The organism is Nocardia implantans (genome assembly GCF_035544775.1).
GTDB lineage: Bacteria > Actinomycetota > Actinomycetes > Mycobacteriales > Mycobacteriaceae > Nocardia > Nocardia implantans.
This window is the reverse complement of sequence record NZ_JAYKYQ010000007.1, coordinates 152232-168695: the sequence shown is the minus strand read 5'-3', so window position 1 is coordinate 168695 and position 16464 is coordinate 152232. Positions and strand designations below refer to the sequence as shown.

Below are 16464 nucleotides of genomic sequence, written 5' to 3'. Positions count from 1 at the left end.
CTCACACCTCCCGCCACGCGGTGATCGTGCCGTTCCCGATCGCCTCGCGCAGCGCGGCGTGATCGCGTGCGTTCCGGTCGGCGTAACTTTCGGCGAACACGGCCATCGCGTCCGCGAAGTCGTCGTCCGCGTCGAGGTAACCGGCGATCGAGAACCGGTCGCCGGAGCGGGCGTGGGCGTAGGCCAGCACGCACGCGCACAGTCGGCCGTAGCGAGTCATCAGTTCGGGGGACATGGTCTGGATGTCGGCGGATCCTTTGCCGTCCCGCAGTTGACGAACGTAGAAGTCCCGCACCACTCCGTCTTCGCCCGCGCCTTGCTGCCAGCCGAGGAAGATGTCGCTGGCGGCTTGCAGCAGCCGCTGCCCTGCCACGACACGTTCGCCCTGGTTGGTGAACGACGGTCCGTCGAGATGCTGCGCGAGGACCGACGGCTGGGCCTCCTTGGCCTGCAGGAACAGCGGGTCGTTGCCCGGCCCGCGAAGGAGGATGATCCATGCCCGGGTGCCCACGCTGCCCACCCCGACCACCTTGCGCGCCGCCTGCACGTACTCGAATCGGTCGAACAGGGCGCGCCGGTCGGACTGTAGCGTGTCGCGGTACTGATCGAGCCGTTGGATCAGCGCACGGTTCAACTGCTCGGCGTCGGCGCCGGTGAAGATCTCCTCGACCGGAACGATCAGCGGCGGCGTACTCGTGATCCGGGGCTGCCCTTCCACGATGGTGGTCAGCTTGGACAGGGCCTGGACGCTGTCTCGGCCCCAGGACTTGTCGATCGTCTTCTTTATGCGTTTCCTCGTCGGTGGATCGAGGACTTCGCGTAATTCGTCGAATCGGGTCACGGCGTCGATATGGGAGTACCAGACCGCGAGTTCTCCGCGGGCTGACTGGCGAATCATGACTTCGCGGTACTCGGCGGCGCAGGCACGGAGATACTTTCTGCGTTGTCTGCCGCTGTGGTTGTTGTCGCGCCCGGCGACCGCGAGGCTGGTGACCAGTCGTTTGACGTCCCATTCGAACGGGCCGGGATAGGTCTCGTCGAAGTCGTCGAGGTCGAAGGCGAGATTGCGTTCCGGCGTCGCGAACAGTCCGAAGTTGCTCAGATGGGCGTCGCCGCAGAGTTGAGTGATCAAACCCGTAGTGGGGGCATGTGCGAGATCCGCGGCCATGACCACGGCCGCACCGCGATAGAACGCGAAAGGAGCTGTGCCCATTCGCCCGTACCGCACCGGGACGAGTTCGGGGATTCGTGTCGCGGCCTGTGTTTCGAGCAGCCCGAGCGGATCCCGATCGATGCTGGGCTCGAATTCGGCCAGCAGGCCGGACGGCGCCCGGCGCTGTACGGATCTGCCGTATTCGGCACGCTCGGCGCTGGTCGATCGGTCGGCCGCGTCGGTGTGCTCGTCGGACTCCGCGACAGCGGGATCGTTTCGCTCTGTCATGACTTCGGCCCATTCTTGCGAGTCTCGCGCGAATAAGAGGGTGTGCGGATCAGTGGGTCAGGATGACCTTCACCGCCACGACGGCGGTGGCGGCGCAGACCAAGAGCACCGAGCCGATCAGCGTCGAACGGTGCGGCCGCTCGCCGTGCAGTCGGCCTATGACGAAGACGATCCCGCCGATTCGCACCAGTATGGCCGACTCCGCGAGCAGCTGCGCGGTGCGTGGTTCGATCCATCCGATCGCCGCGGCCGCGAGGATCACACACGGCAGCACTGCCGAGCTGAGAATGGGCAAGGAGTCGCGCAGGTCCGCCCATCGTTCCTGGGGAGACAGCGCATGGCTCTGGCGCACCGATCGACCGACGCCTTCGGCGAAGGAATGCGCGATGAAGGTGGAGAGGGCGATCCCGAGGACGACCAGGATGCCGACATCCTCGGCGGACGGTGTGACCGGGATCAAGGCCGCGAGGATCAGGACGTTCCCGTAGATGTACGCGCTGATCCTGCTGGCCGCGTTCCCGCGGTCGAGTGGAACGCTGCGGGAGAACAAGGGTCCGTGCAAGAGTTCGTGTCTGTTGCCTTCCATCAGCCCTCACAGGGTTCAGCGGCCACACCGGTGTCTTATCGAAGGGACCGAGTTCGTTGGATGGTTGCTGATCCAGTTGATTGTCGCGCGACGCTCACCACGCTCGGATTCGAATCCTGGTCGAGACGGCTTTTCTGTGTCGATGGAGACCATCATTCGATTCGCCGCAGATTCGCTTGCGAACCGATCTACTTTCGTCGGTCCGCACGCATTCGGCGGTGGCGCGGCGCACACTGTGAGAGACAGTGGCTCCCGGAGAGGGAGGTGCGCACGCTGGGCGAGCCACTCTGGGCCGTTCGGTCATGCCCGATTCCCGGTACGAAGGAGTGGATGTGAACGCCTACCCACCGATCGCCGAGCACGGCATCGTCGGCGATCTGCAGACTGCGGCCCTGGTCTCCTCCGCGGGCACGATCGACTGGTGGTGCACGCCGCGGTTCGATTCGCCGAGCGTCTTCGCGTCGCTGCTCGACAGTGAGCGGGGCGGACATTGCGGGCTGGCCGCCGATGTCGGGACCGAGGAAATGGCGATCCGCCAGTTGTACCTGCCGGACACGGCGATCCTGGTCACTCGGTTCATGGCTCCCGAAGGGGTCGGTGAGGTCGCCGATTTCATGGTGCCGATCCTCGATTCCGCACCCACCGACCGGCATCGGTTGGTGCGGGTGGCACGGGTGGTGCGTGGTAGCTTGCCGCTCACGCTGACCTGCCGCCCGCGATTCGACTACGGGCGCGCCGCGCACACCCTCGAACGACTCGGCGATCGGGCTGCGGTCTTCCACGGCCCGGGCACGGACTTGCATCTGCAGGCCACCGACCCGGTACTGCTGCAAGCCGAGGACGGCGACATCACGGCTCGTTTCACGCTTTCCGAGGGGGAGACCGCCGTGCTGGTGTTGACGAGCATGGCGAGCGACGGTACGGCTCCGCCGCATCCATCGCGGGAGGACATCTCCACCGCCTTCGGGCAGTGCCGGGATTTCTGGCAGTCGTGGCTGCGTTCGTCCACCTACCGGGGCCGGTGGCGGGATATGGTGAATCGATCGGCGATCACCTTGAAGCTGCTCACCTATCACCCCACCGGCGCGCCGATCGCCGCGGCCACGATGGGTCTGCCCGAGCAGATCGGCGGCGAGCGCAACTGGGACTACCGCTACACCTGGGTCCGCGATGCCTCCTTGTCGGTCCGGGCGTTGATCGATCTCGGCTTCACCGAAGAGGCGTTGGCGTTCCGGCGCTGGCTGCGCGATCGCCTCGAGGCCGACGACACGGCATCCGGCGAGCCGCTGCAGATCATGTACCGGATCGACGGCGACCCCCGCCTCGAAGAGGAGGTGCTCGACCATCTGGAGGGCTATCGCCGGTCCGCGCCGGTGCGGGTCGGGAACGGGGCGGCCGACCAGATCCAGCTCGATATCTACGGTGAGGCCGCCGATGCCCTGGCCCAGTCCTCGGACATCGGTGGGATCTGGGGTTGGCGGTCGTTCGCGAACCTCATGGACTGGCTGACCGAGCACTGGGACCGGCCCGACGAGGGAATCTGGGAAACGCGCGGCGGGCAGCAGGAATTCACCTACAGCCGCCTGATGACGTGGGTGGCGTTCGATCGAGGTATCCGTATGGCCACCGACTACTCGCGGCCGGCCGATGTGGCCCGGTGGTCGCAGGCGCGGGACGCGGTGTTCGCCCAGATCGTCGAACGCGGCTGGAGCGCGAAGCGGCAGGCGTTCGTACAGCATTACGCCACCGATGTGCTGGATGCGTCACTGCTGCTGATGCCGCGAATGGGATTTCTTTCGCCGCGGGATCCGGTATGGCTGAGCACTCTCGACGCGATGGACGACGAACTGGTCAGAGACAGCCTGGTCTACCGCTACGACCCGGAAGCATCTCCGGACGGTCTGCGTGGTGTCGAAGGCACCTTCAATCTCTGCAGCTTCCTGTACGTAGAAGCACTCGCCCGTGCCGGACGGGTGGGTCAAGCCCGGTATGCCTTCGACAAGATGCTCACCTACGCCAACCACGTGGGTCTTTTCGCCGAGGAGATCGGTCCTTCCGGCGAGCAGCTGGGCAATTTTCCGCAAGCGTTCACCCACCTGGCACTTGTCGCGGCCGCCATGGCCCTGGATGAACAACTCGACCGCGCCGAAGCCCGGCCCGCGACGACATCCGGATAGGCCGAACACGCGGATGCCCGGTCCCGGTGCGGCCAGCCCTCCCCGCGGTGCGCTCGTTCCGCTGGCGCTCGCGCAATTCATCTGCAGCTTCGCCGGTTCGAACATGAACGTGATGATCAACGACATCAGCGCCGACTTGAACACCACCGCGCAGGGCGTGCAGATCGTCATCACGATCTTCCTGCTCGTCATGGCGGCGCTGATGATTCCGGGCGGCAAGCTCACCGACCGCTACGGCCGCAAACGCTGTTTCGAACTGGGCCTGACGATCTACGGTGTCGGCGCCGTGATGAGTGCGCTCGCTCCCGGGCTGGGTGTGCTGATTCTCGGCAACTCGATTCTGGAGGGCCTCGGCACCGCGATGCTGATCCCGCCCGTCTATATCCTCACCACCCTGTTGTTCACCGAAACCACCTCGCGGGCGCGGGCCTTCGGCGCGATCATGGCGCTGGGTGGGATCGGTGCGGCGGCCGGCCCCTTGCTCGGCGGAGTCATCACCTCAGCGTTCGGCTGGCGGGCGGCGTTCGCGTTCCAAGCGTTGGTGGTCGCGTTGATCGTGCTGCTCGGCCGGCGCATCGCCGACCCGTTGCCGCCGGATCCGACCCGGGTCTTCGATATCGGTGGCGCGGTTCTGTCGGCGGCCGGTCTGGTCCTGCTCGTGACCGGCATCCTGGCGGCCGACGACAACGGCTGGGTCATGCTGCTCCTGCTCTTGCTCGGCGTGGTGGCGCTGGGGTGCTTCTTTCTCCACATCCGTGCCCGGGAGCGATCCGGACGCGAACCCCTCATCTCGACCGGCCTGTTCCACAACCGCACCTCCAACCTGGGTTTGATCACCGAACACATCCAGTGGCTGCTGCTGATGGGAACATCATTCGTCGTGGCGGCCTACCTGCAGGTCGTCCGGGGATACAACGCGATTCAGACCGGTGTGATCTTCACGGCGGCCACCCTGGGGTTGCTGGTGTCGTCCTTGGCCGCCGCACGGCTGGCGCGGCGGCGCGCGCAGCGCACCCTCATCATGGCGGGATTTCTCGTGACCATCGCCGGCATCGGCGTCCTGCTCGCGCTGGCCGGGACGCTGGTGCATCCGTGGGCGTTCGCGCCCGGCCTGCTGCTGATCGGCCTCGGACTCGGTGTCATGCTGACCCCGGCGGTCAATGTCGTCCAGTCCAGTTTCGGCGAGGACCAGCAGGGCGAGATCTCCGGGCTGTCGCGCAGCGTGTCCAATCTCGGCTCCTCGCTCGGCACCGCCATCGCGGGAACCATCCTCGTAGCCGGGCTCACGAGCCACGCCTACGCCGCTGCGATGATCGTCTTGGCCGCGATCGGAGCGGCAGGATTCGTCGCCGGGGCGTTGCTGCCCCGGCACGCTTCCGCTGCCGTGTAAGAAGTTTCCTCAGGACTGGAGGATTCTGGCCTTCTCGGCTTCGAATTCGGCATCCGTGAGCACACCCTGCGCTTTGAGTTCGGCGAGTTCCTTCAAAGCGGTGATCCGGTCCATCGGCACACCCTCGCCGGATCGCGGCGCCTGCGCCGGTTGTGGTGGCGCCGACTGCACGTCAGCGGCGTACTGGGCATCCTGCACGGCCCAGCGTTGTCCCTGTCGGCGGGAGACGCGATTGGAGACGGCGGTGGCGGTGCCGGCGACCATGGCGGTGCGGGCTACGCCACGCAGCAGTCCGGGCATGACACTCTCCTTACTGTCGGGCCGGTGACGATGATCGTGCCATCATCGGTTCCCCGCTTCGGCGACTTCGAGGGACGACAGGATGCTCTCCACCGGGATACGTCCGGTGGCCACCAGTTCGGCGCCGTTGCGGCGCAGCGCGGACGCGAAGGGCGCCGCCCACCTGTTCTCGTAGACGAGGATCGCGGCGGAGCATCCCGGCTCGAGCGCCTTGCCCGCCTCCTTGCGGTCGGCGTCGTCGAGCAAGCCCGAACCCGCCTCCGCGAAGAGGGTGATATCGACGTCCCCTTCGAGACCGAGGTCGGCTATGTCGACTCCGAAAAGTGCGCCGTCGGCGTCCTTGCGGACGAACGCCAAGTCCAACACCCGGATGATGCCCCGATCGACGAGGTCGCGCAGCAACGGCAGGGCCGACCCGTCCGGAGGCCGGTCGGCAGGGAATTCGATCACGAGATAATCGATGGGACCTAACGCATCGATATCGGTTCCGGTCACAATAGCCCTCTTCCTGTCACGAGAAAGGGAGCCGAATCGATCCGGCTCTCTTACCGAACCGGCATGAATTGCTTCGCATATCAATTGCTTGCCGTTGGAGAAGAACCTCGGACTCATCGGCTGAGTGGTGCTAATGTCGGTCCCAGCGTACGCCCCTGATCGTCACCGGGTCGCTGTTTCTTTACTGGAGGCGGACGCCTGACGGGATCCGCCCCGGCGTGAATCAGCGCATCCTCTTATTCGAATATCTTGCCTCGAAAGTTTTAAACCGCCGCACCATCCGCTGTCGCCGACTCCGGCCGTCCTCGGCACCGTGGTCGTGGAGCCATCGGACCCTGGAACGTTCAGCTCACCATGCCCTCGGCGGATCGCTCCGCCGAGACCGGGCGGCGCCGCCCTCGCCCGAGACGGGGCGGCGCCGCCAACCCGCCCCGCGACGACGGTTGCCGCGGTGGACGCAACCGACGAAGAGCAGGTGCGCAGGCACCGAGACCGTCGGCTCGGTGACGCAGGCGAACTGCCCGTGTCCGTTCTCGGAGTAAGGGGTACCGATGGCTTCGGATGCGCGAGAGGACGCACCCGGCGGCAAGTTGACCGCCGACGAACGCGCGGAGCTCGAGCGGCTGCGTGCCGAGGTGGCGACACTGCGGGTGAAAGGGCGCGGCGGCGTGCGCCGGTCGCCGCGGCATGGGTGGCGCTGGACTGCGGTGACGATCTTGACGGTGCTGGTCGCTGTTCTGGCGATGACCACGGTGGTGTCGCGGTTCGTGCGCGGAGAGGTCCTCGACACCGATCGATATCTGAGCACAGTGGCGCCGCTGGCCTCGGATCCGGTACTGCAGACCGAGGTCTCCGATACGATCACCGAGGAGATCTTCGCCCGCGTTGACATCGAGGGTCTCACCGCACAGGCGCTCGCCGCCATCACCGACGCCGCCCCTGCGACAGCGGACCGGCCACGGGTGGACCGCGCGGTCGAGGGGCTCGCGCCGGTGATCACGCAGCAGGCCCGCGAGTTCGTCCACGACACCGCGCTGTCCTTCGTGCGCAGCGACCAATTCGAAGACCTGTGGCTACAAGCCAACCGCGCCGCGCACACCGCCTTGGTGGCGGTGGCCACCGGGCACGTCGGCCCCGAGTCGGTGACGGTGGACGAGAACGGCACGGTCGCCATCTCCCTGCGCACGGTGATCGAGAACGTCAAAGCCAGGCTGCTCGCCCGCGGCTTTACCTTCGCCGAGAAGATCCCCGCGGTCGACAAGCAATTCGTGTTGTTCCGATCCCCGGAACTGGTCCGAGCGCAGCGGGCGGTCGACAATCTCGACAAAGCCTCTGCCGTGCTGCCGTGGGTGACGATCGCGGCCGCCGTGGCCGCGATCGCCGCGGCTCCTCCCGGTCGTCGCAAGCTCGCCTCGGCGTTCGTCGGGCTCGCGCTGGCGGCAGGAATGTTGATCCTCGCCATCGCCTTGGCCGTGGCCCGCGCACTGTATCTGGACGAGATCCCGGCCGACGTCCTGTCGCCGCAGGCAGCCACCGCGATCATCGACACGGTCCTCGTGCCGCTGCGGACGGCGCTGCGCGGCATCGCCGTGCTCGGCCTGGCGATCGCATTGGGCGCATACCTGGGCGGAAACTCGGCCTCGGCCGGCGCGGTGCGCCGCGGATTCGGTCGAGGCATGGACGCGGTGCAGCGGCTGCGGCGATCTCGTCCGCCGAACCGGGTGGAGAAGTGGGCTTTCCGAGCCCGCTCGGCGCTGCGTTGGACGATCCTCGGCGTTGCCGCGCTCTTGCTGGTGTTCTGGCGCTACCCCACCGGGCTCGTAGTGGTGTGGATCATCCTCGGCGCACTGCTGGCGTTACTCGCGTTGGAACTGCTGATTCGTCCCGCCCGCGTCCGGCAACAGGGAGAGCCCGGAACGGACGACGATGCCGCAGCCCGAGTGTGAGCCGACGGACAACCGGCGCGGCCAGAGGCGTCGTGTTCCTCCGCGGAAAGGAGACGGGATGCGGGCGCCGACCGTGGCCGGCTGAAGTGCTCGATCCCATCCAGGTCAGATCCGGCCGGGCCGCCAGGTCGTCACCGCCCAGATCACTACGACGTCCAAGGCGATCACGACGGTCGACCACCACGGGTAGTACGGCAGCCAGAGGAAGTTGGCCAGGATCGACAACGCGGCGAGAAACACCGCTATCACCCTCGCCCACATGGCTCCCGCGATCAGCCCGACTGCGGCGATCACGATCAAGATCCCGAGAACGAGATGGATCCAGCCCCAGCCGGCGGCACTGAACTCATAGGTGTAATTGGGCCCGGACACGAGAATGTCGTCCTTGTCGAGTGCGGAAATGCCCTGGAAGATCGACAGGACGCCGGCCGCGAGCAGAAGAACCGCTGCGCCGATCGACGTCGTGGCGGCGACTGCCTGCTTGACGGAATGCTCATCGGTTGCTGACATTGCCGTTCACCTCTTCTGATCGGTTCTGTGGGCGGTGCGGGGTTTGATGCGGTGTCACTTCATGAGTGCGACATTGCGCCAGAAGTTGACGAGGCTCTCGGTCCCTCCGAACAACGTGGTGAAATTGGTCGAGTCGACGATCACGATGTCGCCGGCGCGTCGTTCGGTGGGCGGCAGCCAGATCAGGGCGTTGAACTCGGTATTGCCCTCGGCGGTGAACGGATGGGGTCGTTCGCGGTCGACGGGCTGGCGGGCGAGCAGCCGCACGGACTCGCTGGCAGGTGCGGTCAGGTGATAGTGCGGGAGGTGGGGATGGAAGTTCAACGTGGTGACGTCGTCGAGCAGATGCAGGGCATCGAGGTCGCGGAATGTGGTCAGCGGGGCAATGGATTTCGTGTCCTCGACGACGGCGGGACGCAGTCCGTACATGTTGTGCACCGGAACGTCGAAGGCTTTCATGAGTGAGCGGGTGTAGGCGCTGAAGCGTTGCTGCCGTGGCACCAGTGGGTCGCGGTGGTGCTCGTGCTCGACGCGGCGTTGCCGGAGGTCGTCGGTGCAGCCGACGTCGTGGTGGGGTGCCAGCAGCAGGCAGGTGTCTTCGCGTTGCAGCCACTCGTCGATGGCCGCGATCTCGGCCGGGGAGGCTGCTGCCTGGCCGGCCACGTGGTCGAGGCCGAAGATCATCAAAGTGTCGGTGTCGCTCAAAACGCGTTCGTCGATGGGCAGTTCGAACCCGGCCTGATCGATGCGCTGGTAGACCGCGACGGGATGGCCGGTGGCCTCCGCGGCGACCTGCTGAAAGGTAAGCGTGGAACGGTGGAACAGCTCCAGCGTTCCCGCGATGCCTTGCAGGAAGTGGGCGGTGTCGTATTCGGGTGTCTCGTAGGCCGGCCAGGTGGCTTGGCGCACTTCGGTCATGGTGGAGAAACGATTGTCCAGCCCGGCGGGGTCGCGCTGGGCTTCCCAGGGATAGCTCCAGGTCCAGTAGATACTCAATCGGCGTCTGCCGGACGTGTGGGGGCGCGGCAGCTGCCACTGGTTGTAGGTGCGCGCCGGAGAGATGGTGCTCATGGTGCTACCTCGCCGTCGGTACAGAGGTAACGCAGTGCGCGGAGACCGGGCAGGAAGAAGTACGCGCCGCCTCGGAGAGTGGTGAACGCCGGTAATCCCTTGATGGTTCTGCGAATCGGACGTTGCGGAATCTTGTATTCCAGAGTGCCGTCTTGATTGCCGATGATCGGGTCGCGCTCGTTGCCGAGTTCGTGGAACGTTTTGTCGTTGATCCACACGTTCTGGGCGAACTCGAATTGGCGCACCAAGCTCGCGCACAGGACGAAGGCCGCGATGCCACGTTCGGCGCCGTCCTCGGGAACGTCTTCCGGCAGGTGCGGTCCGTAGGTGGCGCCCCGGCGGATCAGACGCCGACGTTGCATGTTCACCGCGGTATCGCGGGGATTGAGCCTGCGGATATGCGAACCCAGGGGTGCCGCGTACCCGTAGGGGTCCATCTCTTTGTAGTTGAAATCGTTGTTGCGCTGCATGTCGGCCCCGAGTTCGGGGTCGTCCTTCTCGGGTGCGAGCACCAACGGGGCGCCGCTTCGCCAGCGACCCATCAGTTTCGCGGCCAGCAACTCCTGCTCATCCGGGGTGTCGCTGTGCTCGGCGAGGAAATCGCGAAAGCGCCCGACATGTTCCTGCAGGCGCCGGTAGGCCATGTAGCTGCCGTTGCGCGACAACCGCTGCGGTTGCGGCAATCCGACGGGAGGGCCTGCCTCGTCGGGATATCCCAAGAGGAACTCGCCGGCTCTGATCGGAGCGCCCGTGCCCGGCGTCGGCTGTTCACCGGAGCCTTCGATCACCGGCTGCGACAACCGGTCGCGGTAGCCGAAATGGTCGTGCGCGTACTCCAACGGCGGAACGGCCGCCACATCCAGCGACGAGAGCACCGTCACTCCCGCACAGCGGGTGAGGAGTTCGTCGTGCGCTCGAATACAGCGAGCGCGTTCGGCGTCGTCGTGGGCGAACAGGATGGCGATCGCATGTAGCTGGTCACCGGCCAATCCACCGACCCAGTGGTCGGGGTGGTCGAGCCCGACGTCACCGAGGATGTCCGCCCGGGCTGCCATGCCCTGCCGGAACTCCTCGGGAAACGTCGCCAGCGATGGTTCGGGCACACCGAGTGCGCGCAGCCCGGTCCAGGTGAACGCGAGTGTCACCCATCGGCGGTCGGTGCTCGCACCCCGCTGCGCGTCTGCCGCCGAGGCGACCTGATCGACCATGGCCGACAACCACGCCCGCGCACCGTCGCCACCGGCGAACGACAAGAACTCGTAGCGACCGGTCAGCGCGGGGACGCGGGTCAGCACGATGTGCTGGATATCGTCGACTTCGAGCATCGAGGACCTCGTGGTGCTACTGCATTTGGTCGAGCATGTCGGAGAACGCCGCCTTCATCCGCAGTGCCTTCTTGATCTCTTCCCCGGTCACATACGGGTACTCGCCGTACTCCAGGAAGCTCGGGCATTGATGCTCACGGAAGAATTCGACGACGGCGTCGATATCGGTCCTCCAGTCCTCGGGGAAGCCTTCGAGGTTGACGAATACTGTTGTGATACCTGTCGACGAGAACAGAGCGACAGCGTCCTCGACGTACTTGTCGAAGTCGGTGTCGAAGATCCCCTGATACTGGAAGTACAGCCCGTCACCGATGTCGAACAGCAACCACCGCAGGTAGTGCAGCCGCAGCGGCGCCAGCACCGTGGGGTCTTCCTCGACCGCGGCCTCGAGCTGTTTACCGTACTCCCGGATCGCCGCCTCACGGCCGGGTTTGACCTTCGCGATGATCGAGAATCCGTAATTGGCGGGTGTACGGGGAAATATCGGTCCGTACCGGCCATTTTCCAGCTCGAAGTATCCTTCTTTCGGAATGGCCACCGCCGCCGGCTCGGACCAATCCCGATCACCTGTCGTCATGTCGCCTCCGTCTCCAGCAGGATGGCTCCAGTGGCACTGTCAAGACTCCGAGATGGCGGGCTTCTTCATCAGAATCGCAGTCGACGCGAGGCGCAACGAAGTTCCGCGCGGAGCGTACCGCCGCCAGCGGCGACCGCCGCGGATCTGGCATATATACCGACCGCCTCGCGGCGGTGCCTACGCGGTCAGTTTAGCAGGCACGGCACTCCGCCATGCCGTGTTACTCCGTACGTGGAAAGTCGAACTGCCGGGGTTGCTTCACCTATTGGATGTTCGATATTCCGTCGTTGCGTACAGTGCGCGTTCCGTGCTCGGAATGGTGACAATCCACTTCTACGGCGTCGACGACGAGTCATTCTCGAAACGACTGAGATACGCGGACGTTGCCCTACCGTTCATCGTGCGTATGCCCGGAATCGGCGTCCAAAGGATTCGCGGCCATCCTCATGGCGAGGCCCGATTGAACGGCACGCGCGGCGGAGCTGCCGGTCTTCCGGTCGGCCTGGACCTGGAAGCGGGCGAGGAACTCGTCGGCGAACCCGAGCCGGGGGTACCGCCGGAGTACTTCGGCACGGAAGGCGGGGCTGAAATCGTCGATGTTCTGTCCCACGACGTCCAACGCCGCCGCCCGCGACAGCATGTGGCCTTCCGGGTCGTCGGCCACGTCCACGTCGGGCCCCATATGCCTGGCGATGACTTCGCCGAGGTGTTCGCGGCGCTCGCTCGGCCAACCGGCCCCGGCGGCGAACACCCGGGCGACATGGCCGCCTGCCTCCTCGAAGGAGACCGTGTGGCTGTCGAACTCCGGCGCCAAGCCGATGTCGTGGAGCATCGCAGCCGTGAACAGCAGCTCGGAGTCGTACCGGATGCCCTGCTGTCTGCCGTAGGCAGCCGCCCAGACATAGACGCGGTGCGAGTGGTTCAGCAAGGCGGCGCAGTGGTAAGCGGAGGCCACCTCCAAGGCGGCCGATGAGGTGGCCGTCTCGGGAATCACGAGGTCGTCCAGATCGCTCATGCTTCGACAGTACGGCGTGGAGGCCCTGGTCCGTTGCGACGGCACGGGCGTGGACATTCATTGCCGACCCAGAGAGTCCCGCCAGTGGCCCGCCGCCGGCGGACCGGAGTGCGTACCGTCGAAACCGATCAGTCCTACGACTCCCGGAAGGATCGCCATGCGAGCCATCACAGTCCGCGACCGCGAAGCCGGCGTCGCCGGATTGACCCTGACCGATCTGCCCCACCCTCACGCCGCCGAGAACGATGTCATCGTGCGAGTCCACGCGGCCGGCTTCACCCGCGGCGAGCTGGACTGGCCGGGCACGTGGACCGACCGCGCCGGCCGCGACCGCACCCCCAGCGTCCCCGGTCACGAACTCTCAGGCGTCGTCGCCGAGCTCGGCTACGGAACCACTGGTCTCACGGTAGGGCAGCGCGTCTTCGGCGTGACCGACTGGGCCCGCGACGGTGCGCTCGCGGAGTGCACCGCCGTGGAGGCCCGCAACCTGGCCCCGCTCCCGGCCGACGTCGACCACGTCGCCGCGGCCGCTCTACCGATCTCCGGCTTGACGGCTTGGCAGGCCCTGTTCGACCACGCTCACCTGAAAGCAGGCCAAACGGTCCTCATCCACGGAGTCGGCGGCGCAGTCGGCTCCGTCGCCGCACAACTGGCCCATGAGGCAGGAGCCCGCATCATCGGCACCGGCCGAGCCTCCGACGAGGGCACGGCCCGCGATCTGGGTGTCCACGAGTTCATCGACCTGGACGGCGGAGCCTGGGAGGACGCCGGCGCGGTCGACGTGGTACTCGACGTGATCGGCGGTGACATCCGCGACCGGTCCACCGCGCTCCTACGCCCTGGCGGCACCCTCGTCACCATCGCCGGTCCACCCACCATCCACCCCCAGGACGGCCGAGCCATCTTCTTCGTCGTGGAACCCAACCGCGACCAACTCGCCCAACTGGCCACCCGCCTCCACCAGGGCAGGCTCGTCCCTCTCGTCACCACAGTCCGCTCCCTGACCGAGGCCCCCAAAGCCTTCAGCCCCGATGGCCGCACTCGAGGCAGAACAATCATCAAAGTGGTCACCGACTGAGGTTCGCCGATCGCTGCGCGGCACCGATGGCATCCGCGTCCGCGTCGACAGCTCCTGGTTCGCTGGGACGCGGCCGCTACAGGTGGGGGAGGACTTCGGGTTGGGCCAGGGCGGTGATCGCGTCGACGACGCTGACGTTGTTCTGGCCGAAGACTGCGTCGAAGAAGGTCCGCAGATAGATCCGTTGCAAGTCGATCGACCGCTGGGAGTCGATCTTGCCGACTGCTTTCGTCGTTGTTTCTGCCGAGAGCAGCCCGGCAGCGGTCAGTTGCGGCAGGATCGTCTGCTGGTCGCAGAACGACATGTGCTCGGTGCCCGACACCTGAAGGGGCAGCTTCACGCCGGTGTTGTTGCGCCAGTACGGCTCCCAGCCCGGATGGCCGTACCAGGGAGAGGCGCCACCGGCGAGCATGAGCAGGGGCTTGTCGGTCCCTTCCGCGGCGACCGATCCCAGGATCGGTCCATCCAAATTGATGCCGGCGCGGATTCTGGGTTCGTCGGCTAAAGCCTGCACCGTGGTCGAGCCACCGAGCGAATGCCCGAACATCCCTACCTTTGTCATGTCCATGCGCTCGGCCAATCCGGTAGGCAGGGGCCCACCGGCCCGCGATCCCTGTCCGGTGGCGGCCGCCGAGAGTTCATCGAGCACGAAGCGGGTGTCAGCCACCCGCGTCGGAAGCAGGACATCCCGCAGAACCTCTAGCGGCGAATCCAGCGGGACAACTGTATGTTCGACCCGCCCGTCGGGGAAATGGACGGAGAACGCCTCGTGCGTATGGTTGATCGCGACCACGACATACCCGTGGCTGGCCAGGTCCTCGGCCTGGGCGGTACTCCAGCCAGTGGCATCGCCCATTCCAGGGGAGTTCAACAGGATCGGGAACCTGCCGGCTCCTTCGCGTGCCGGTCGATCCGGGTAGCTGTGACTCGCGCCCAGCGACCAGCGTTGTCGTGGGACGCCGAGTTCGGCGAGGTAGTCGGCTTGTTCCTCCCGCCCGCCAGGTGACATCCAGGCCGCCGTCGCGGAAGTACCCGAGTCCTGTGCCGGATACCAGATCTGAACCAGGACCTCCCGGCGGCCTTCGTCCCACGGGTCGGACCGGCCGGGGTCGGTGAGATGAAGCTCGGCCACGCCGACAGGGTTGCCGCCGGTAGGTGCAGGCACAGACACGACCACAGCGTCGGCTGAGACCAAACCAGGGGCGGCCCCGCCCGGCGCCGCTGGGACCATGGCGGCCGCCCACGCCACCGTCGTGATGATCGCGAATCGTCGTAAACGTCTGCGTGCCATCACATCCCCCGGCTTCGGTCACCATTGGATCGCCACCCTACAGAACACACTCGATACGGCCGCGACTGCGGTGTGGTCGATCTCGGGAGTCATTCCTCGCCCGACTAACGCCCGGCGAGTTCGGCGACGAGCGGAGCGAACTTCTCGGCGGAGTCGGCGCCGAAGACGAAATAGGAGAAGCCGATCTCCTCCCGTCGCCGCTGGATTTCCTCGGCGGCGGCCGCCGGGTCCGCCGGAAGCACGGCCAGCGAGTCCGGTGGAAGGGCGGCAGGATCGGTGTCGGGAGGCGCCATGAACGGCGCGACCGTGTCGCCGATGATCGGCACGTGCAGGGCGAGTTCGAGGTCTGCGAGCGCGCGGACGTCGTGTGCCAGCCGTGTGACTTCGGCCCGGGACTCATCCGGCATCAGTGCGAAGGTGACGGTGTCCGCGACCTCGGCTGCCAATGCACGGGCTTTCGGACCGCGTACGGCCATCACGACGGGCGTGTGACAGTCGGGGCCGTCGAGGTCTCGCAGCGCCATGATGGTCTCACGCACTTGGGCCAGCCGCTCGTTCGGCGGGACGGCTGGCAGTCCTCTCTCCCGGAGTTCGTTTTCGATCCCTGGTCTGCCGGTGCCGATGCCCAGCTCGAAGCGGCCGCCGGTGAGCTCGGACAGCGAGTGGGCCTCCCACGCCGTCATCCAGGCCGGGCGTAGCGGGGAGGCGTAAACCCAGGTGCCCACGCGCAGGTCGGTAAGGGCCGCGGCGGTGGCCAGCGCGGGGCCGGGTGCCGGTTGCCATTGCGGGACGTCGGGCATCAACAGTGTCGAGTAGCCGCTGTCGGCGATGCGACGCACGCGGGCCGGCCACGTCGGCAGGTCGGTTCTGAACGGGGCAACGACCCCGAATCGAAACGGTCTCGTCATGCTTGGATTCCTCTCCGTTTCTGCGCGATCACCTGCAGGCCCCCATGGGAGGCCATGAGATCATTCGGCCCATCCAAAGACATCGACGACGAATCCACCCGGAGTTCATCGGTGCGGTCGAGATCGAGGCGCACACTGCTGCGAACACCATGAATCGTTGTCCGCGGTACTCGTCTCCCGGTCACGTCGTCGACCGTTGAACATACGACCCCATCGGCTGGACCGTCCCGACGCCGATACCTGTGCAGCGCGCCCCGACCGGCCGGTACCGCTGATGACCGGTACTGGCGCGGTCGGGGCCGGCTGTGCATCTGTCGGCCACCGCCATCGAGAAGAGCCGGGGACCTGCCCTAG

The 16464-nt window shown here is 66.3% G+C and carries 15 protein-coding genes; 4 read left to right on the top strand and 11 right to left on the bottom strand.

From position 1 onward, the window contains the following. Position 1: 1 nt before the first annotated feature. Both U3653_RS18205 and U3653_RS18200 read right to left on the bottom strand, forming a co-directional pair. Positions 2-1441: a DUF2252 domain-containing protein gene (locus tag U3653_RS18205; protein ID WP_195081276.1), complete on the bottom strand. Its 1440-nt coding sequence runs from the start codon at positions 1439-1441 to the stop codon at positions 2-4. A gap of 49 nt (positions 1442-1490) precedes the next feature. Next, the gene (locus tag U3653_RS18200) at positions 1491-2027 is read right to left on the bottom strand and encodes a hypothetical protein (RefSeq protein ID WP_195081277.1); all 537 of its coding nucleotides are present in this window, start codon (positions 2025-2027) and stop codon (positions 1491-1493) included. Between the two features lie 332 nt (positions 2028-2359). Here U3653_RS18200 and U3653_RS18195 point away from each other — a divergent pair, with 332 nt between their 5' ends. Beyond that, positions 2360-4204, top strand: a complete 1845-nt coding sequence (locus U3653_RS18195; protein ID WP_195081278.1) for a glycoside hydrolase family 15 protein — start codon at positions 2360-2362, stop codon at positions 4202-4204. 13 nt (positions 4205-4217) lie between these two features. Next, complete coding sequence (locus U3653_RS18190; RefSeq protein WP_195081279.1) at positions 4218-5594, top strand: MFS transporter; 1377 nt, start codon at positions 4218-4220, stop codon at positions 5592-5594. 9 nt (positions 5595-5603) lie between these two features. Here the strand turns inward: U3653_RS18190 and U3653_RS18185 are convergent, their stop codons facing one another. Together U3653_RS18185 and U3653_RS18180 are read right to left on the bottom strand one after the other, a co-directional pair. Continuing rightward, on the bottom strand, positions 5604-5894 hold the full coding sequence (locus tag U3653_RS18185) for an SHOCT domain-containing protein (protein WP_195081280.1): 291 nt from the start codon (positions 5892-5894) through the stop codon (positions 5604-5606). Between the two features lie 42 nt (positions 5895-5936). Beyond that, positions 5937-6389, bottom strand: coding sequence for a DUF6325 family protein (locus U3653_RS18180; RefSeq protein ID WP_195081427.1), 453 nt, complete (start codon positions 6387-6389; stop codon positions 5937-5939). Positions 6390-6940: 551 nt separating this feature from the next. On the opposite strand from U3653_RS18180, the gene U3653_RS18175 reads away from it, so the two are divergent. After that, positions 6941-8335: a hypothetical protein gene (locus tag U3653_RS18175; protein WP_195081281.1), complete on the top strand. Its 1395-nt coding sequence runs from the start codon at positions 6941-6943 to the stop codon at positions 8333-8335. Between the two features lie 105 nt (positions 8336-8440). Here U3653_RS18175 and U3653_RS18170 read toward each other — a convergent pair whose 3' ends face one another. The 5 genes from U3653_RS18170 to U3653_RS18150 all read right to left on the bottom strand — a co-directional run bounded on the left by U3653_RS18170 (position 8441) and on the right by U3653_RS18150 (position 12833). Beyond that, the gene (locus tag U3653_RS18170) at positions 8441-8845 is read right to left on the bottom strand and encodes a DUF7144 family membrane protein (protein WP_195081282.1); all 405 of its coding nucleotides are present in this window, start codon (positions 8843-8845) and stop codon (positions 8441-8443) included. A gap of 54 nt (positions 8846-8899) precedes the next feature. Further along, positions 8900-9916 (bottom strand): hypothetical protein, encoded by a 1017-nt coding sequence (locus tag U3653_RS18165; RefSeq protein WP_195081283.1) that lies wholly within the window; start codon positions 9914-9916, stop codon positions 8900-8902. Next, complete coding sequence (locus tag U3653_RS18160; RefSeq protein ID WP_195081284.1) at positions 9913-11241, bottom strand: Dyp-type peroxidase; 1329 nt, start codon at positions 11239-11241, stop codon at positions 9913-9915. Before U3653_RS18160 ends, U3653_RS18165 begins: the two co-directional genes overlap by 4 nt. A 16-nt stretch (positions 11242-11257) precedes the next feature. Continuing rightward, positions 11258-11818, bottom strand: coding sequence for a hypothetical protein (locus U3653_RS18155; RefSeq protein WP_195081285.1), 561 nt, complete (start codon positions 11816-11818; stop codon positions 11258-11260). A 388-nt stretch (positions 11819-12206) separates the two neighbouring features. Next, the gene (locus U3653_RS18150) at positions 12207-12833 is read right to left on the bottom strand and encodes an HD domain-containing protein (protein ID WP_195081286.1); all 627 of its coding nucleotides are present in this window, start codon (positions 12831-12833) and stop codon (positions 12207-12209) included. 157 nt (positions 12834-12990) lie between these two features. Here U3653_RS18150 and U3653_RS18145 point away from each other — a divergent pair, with 157 nt between their 5' ends. Further along, positions 12991-13911: an NADP-dependent oxidoreductase gene (locus tag U3653_RS18145; protein WP_195081287.1), complete on the top strand. Its 921-nt coding sequence runs from the start codon at positions 12991-12993 to the stop codon at positions 13909-13911. A gap of 76 nt (positions 13912-13987) precedes the next feature. Here the strand turns inward: U3653_RS18145 and U3653_RS18140 are convergent, their stop codons facing one another. Further along, positions 13988-15043 (bottom strand): alpha/beta hydrolase family protein, encoded by a 1056-nt coding sequence (locus U3653_RS18140; RefSeq protein ID WP_195081288.1) that lies wholly within the window; start codon positions 15041-15043, stop codon positions 13988-13990. A gap of 263 nt (positions 15044-15306) precedes the next feature. After that, positions 15307-16110: an LLM class flavin-dependent oxidoreductase gene (locus tag U3653_RS18135; RefSeq protein WP_195081289.1), complete on the bottom strand. Its 804-nt coding sequence runs from the start codon at positions 16108-16110 to the stop codon at positions 15307-15309. Positions 16111-16464: the final 354 nt, after the last annotated feature.

What these genes read in the sequence shown, in the direction of transcription:
- U3653_RS18160 (WP_195081284.1), bottom strand. Translation starts at nt 11,241, where the DNA reads ATGCTCGAAGTCGACGATATCCAGCACATCGTGCTGACCCGCGTCCCC.
- U3653_RS18190 (WP_195081279.1), top strand. Translation starts at nt 4,218, where the DNA reads ATGCCCGGTCCCGGTGCGGCCAGCCCTCCCCGCGGTGCGCTCGTTCCG.
- U3653_RS18200 (WP_195081277.1), bottom strand. Translation starts at nt 2,027, where the DNA reads ATGGAAGGCAACAGACACGAACTCTTGCACGGACCCTTGTTCTCCCGC.
- U3653_RS18155 (WP_195081285.1), bottom strand. Translation starts at nt 11,818, where the DNA reads ATGACGACAGGTGATCGGGATTGGTCCGAGCCGGCGGCGGTGGCCATT.
- U3653_RS18165 (WP_195081283.1), bottom strand. Translation starts at nt 9,916, where the DNA reads ATGAGCACCATCTCTCCGGCGCGCACCTACAACCAGTGGCAGCTGCCG.
- U3653_RS18170 (WP_195081282.1), bottom strand. Translation starts at nt 8,845, where the DNA reads ATGTCAGCAACCGATGAGCATTCCGTCAAGCAGGCAGTCGCCGCCACG.
- U3653_RS18145 (WP_195081287.1), top strand. Translation starts at nt 12,991, where the DNA reads ATGCGAGCCATCACAGTCCGCGACCGCGAAGCCGGCGTCGCCGGATTG.
- U3653_RS18185 (WP_195081280.1), bottom strand. Translation starts at nt 5,894, where the DNA reads ATGCCCGGACTGCTGCGTGGCGTAGCCCGCACCGCCATGGTCGCCGGC.
- U3653_RS18205 (WP_195081276.1), bottom strand. Translation starts at nt 1,441, where the DNA reads ATGACAGAGCGAAACGATCCCGCTGTCGCGGAGTCCGACGAGCACACC.
- U3653_RS18150 (WP_195081286.1), bottom strand. Translation starts at nt 12,833, where the DNA reads ATGAGCGATCTGGACGACCTCGTGATTCCCGAGACGGCCACCTCATCG.
- U3653_RS18135 (WP_195081289.1), bottom strand. Translation starts at nt 16,110, where the DNA reads ATGACGAGACCGTTTCGATTCGGGGTCGTTGCCCCGTTCAGAACCGAC.
- U3653_RS18175 (WP_195081281.1), top strand. Translation starts at nt 6,941, where the DNA reads ATGGCTTCGGATGCGCGAGAGGACGCACCCGGCGGCAAGTTGACCGCC.